This is a genomic window from Streptomyces sp. NPDC056160, assembly GCF_042268205.1.
Classification (GTDB): Bacteria; Actinomycetota; Actinomycetes; order Streptomycetales; family Streptomycetaceae; genus Streptomyces.
In genome coordinates this window covers 1-2,177 of record NZ_JBHJUW010000315.1, presented here as the reverse complement: position 1 = coordinate 2,177, position 2,177 = coordinate 1, and the positions used below count along the sequence as shown (strand labels likewise).

3 protein-coding genes are annotated in these 2,177 nt (G+C 75.1%); 1 reads left to right on the top strand and 2 read right to left on the bottom strand.

What is annotated here, in order from left to right; genetic code table 11:
• Window positions 1–43: 43 nt before the first annotated feature.
• Window positions 44–583, bottom strand: a complete 540-nt coding sequence (locus ACFC02_RS42360) for a bacterial proteasome activator family protein (protein WP_376368334.1) — start codon at window positions 581–583, stop codon at window positions 44–46.
• A gap of 27 nt (window positions 584–610) precedes the next feature.
• A complete protein-coding gene (locus ACFC02_RS42355; protein ID WP_376368332.1) occupies window positions 611–1,231 on the bottom strand; it encodes a PadR family transcriptional regulator in 621 nt (206 codons plus the stop codon).
• Window positions 1,232–1,379: 148 nt separating this feature from the next.
• Between ACFC02_RS42355 and ACFC02_RS42350 the strand changes: the two genes are divergently transcribed.
• Window positions 1,380–2,069: a hypothetical protein gene (locus tag ACFC02_RS42350; protein ID WP_376368330.1), complete on the top strand. Its 690-nt coding sequence runs from the start codon at window positions 1,380–1,382 to the stop codon at window positions 2,067–2,069.
• Window positions 2,070–2,177 lie beyond the last annotated feature (108 nt).

The window sequence follows — 2,177 nt, the reverse complement described above, 5'->3', positions numbered from 1 at the left end:
GCTCGGCTGCCGGGCCCTCGCCCGATGCGGTGGTGCGTACGGCCTACAGGTACGGCCCCCCGGACCGGCCGCCCAGGTGGGGGTCGTCGCCGCCCTCGTGGCCGACTCCCGGCGGCAGGGCGCGGCGCATCTGCTCCAGCTGGGCGCGGGCGGCCATCTGCTGCGCGAACAGCGTCGTCTGGATCCCGTGGAAGAGTCCTTCCAGCCAGCCCACCAACTGCGCCTGGGCGATGCGCAGTTCCGCGTCGCTCGGGGTTCCCTCGTCGGTGAACGGCAGGGAGAGCCGCTCCAGCTCCCCGACCAGCTCGGGCGCGAGACCGTCCTCGAGCTCCTTGACCGAGCTGGCGTGGATCTCCTTGAGCCGGACCCGGCTGGCCTCGTCCAGAGGAGCAGCCCGCACCTCTTCGAGCAGCTGCTTGATCATGCTGCCGATCCGCATGACCTTGGCGGGCTGCTCCACCTGCTCCGTCACCGGGGTCTCGCGCGAGTCGTCGTCTCCGCCGCCCCCGAGCGCCATACCGTCCTGGCCCACGACCAGGATCTGCGGATTCTCCGGCGACCGTTCGTTCCTCGGCATCTCCATGCGGCCATTCTCTCGTACCGGCAGTTCTCATCTCCTTGGTGCCCCCCGGGGCGGGTGATCCACCGTGTGAGCGCCGCCGGAGTCCGCCGGACGGGCCAGACGCTCCAGGCGGGCCGCGCAGTGGTCCAGCCAGCGGGACTCGGCCTCCGCGCGGCAGATCGACTGCTCCAGGACCAGCAGCCGGACCACCTCCCCGGCGTGTTCGGGCAGCCGCGCGAGGACCTCCGCCCGCTGCCGCACGCGGTCCTGCAGCGCCTCGGACACGTGCCGGCGCTGCGCATCGACGATCTCGCGCACGTCGACGCCGGGGGCTCCCACGGCCAGCACCAGCTTGGCGGTCAGTTCGTCGGGCGCCGGCTCGGTGGGCGGCTCCGCGCCCCGCTCCTCGGCGCCTTCCACGGGCCGCGTGTACCAGGACCGCAGTTCGACGCGGCCCGCCTCGGTCAGCGCGTACGTCGCCCGTCCGGCCCGGTCGACGCCCTCACGGACGACCAGGCCGTCCCGTTCCAGACGGCCCAGGGCCGCGCAGACCCGTCCGAGGTGCAGGGGCCACGCCGCCGCGGTGCGGGCCTCGAACTCGGCGCGCAGCCGGGAGGCGGAGCGGGGGCCGGTCGCCAGGAGTGCCAGCAGCGCGTGCGGTATCGCCATAACCGGATTGTGCAGTGGATTCGGCCTGGCGGCTGAACCCGGAATGCCGGATCGGCCCAGCGATGTGACTGTGGTGGCACTGCACACCGCTGATCGGTATTGACCGACACTGATCGGCACCGATCGGCCACCGTGAGGGGGTCCCCGGTTGACTCCATGGCTGCGCGTCGCACTGCGTACGGCGGGACCGCTGGTCGTGCTGGGCGCGCTCGCCCTGCACGGTGCTCCCGCCCGGGCGTGCGCCCCCGCACACGAGCCGTCCTCCTCCGCTTCGGAGCACACCCCCACGCCGCCGCCCTCCGCCACGGCGCCCGGCCAGGACACCGTCGCCCCGCCGGACCCGCCGAGCCCGTCCCCTGCGCCGCACCCGTCCCGTACGCAGCCCCCCGCGTCGCAGGGCACGCCCCCGCCGCTCTCCTCGTCGCCCGCCTCCACCCCTTCCCCGGTGGCCGCCGCCATCGCCCCGTCGGCCGCCGCCCCCTTGCTCCACGAACCGTCACGAGCGGGCAGCGCGGCGGAGGAAGGGCGGCAGCGGCCGGGCCGCCCCCATCGGCACGGGAGCGAGGTGGAGGGCGCCGACCGGGGCCGGCCGGGTCATGACCGGGACGACGGCGCGGATTCCGGCGCGAGCGGCACACCGACGGCCGCGCCCCAGGCGTCGGCGGCCGTCGCCCCCTCGTCCTCCGCGCCGCGGACCGCGCCCGTCCCCCGGCCCGCGGTCGGGGACGGGCCGGCGACCGGTCCCGTACTGGAGATGCTGCCGCTGGGCAGCGGGCTGGTCCTGATCGGGCTCGGCCTGGGACTGGCGTTCATCGCCCTGCGGGGACGCCGGGCCTAGGGCGTGTTTCGAAAGTAGCGCCGTCCGTCCGGAGGGCGGGCCCCGCGGCGTCTGGTGCGTGCGATCGCAAGGCGGAGGGTCGTCCTCGTACCGGACGTACGTGGACGA

What these genes read in the sequence shown, in the direction of transcription:
- ACFC02_RS42360 (WP_376368334.1), bottom strand. Translation starts at nt 583, where the DNA reads ATGGAGATGCCGAGGAACGAACGGTCGCCGGAGAATCCGCAGATCCTG.
- ACFC02_RS42355 (WP_376368332.1), bottom strand. Translation starts at nt 1,231, where the DNA reads ATGGCGATACCGCACGCGCTGCTGGCACTCCTGGCGACCGGCCCCCGC.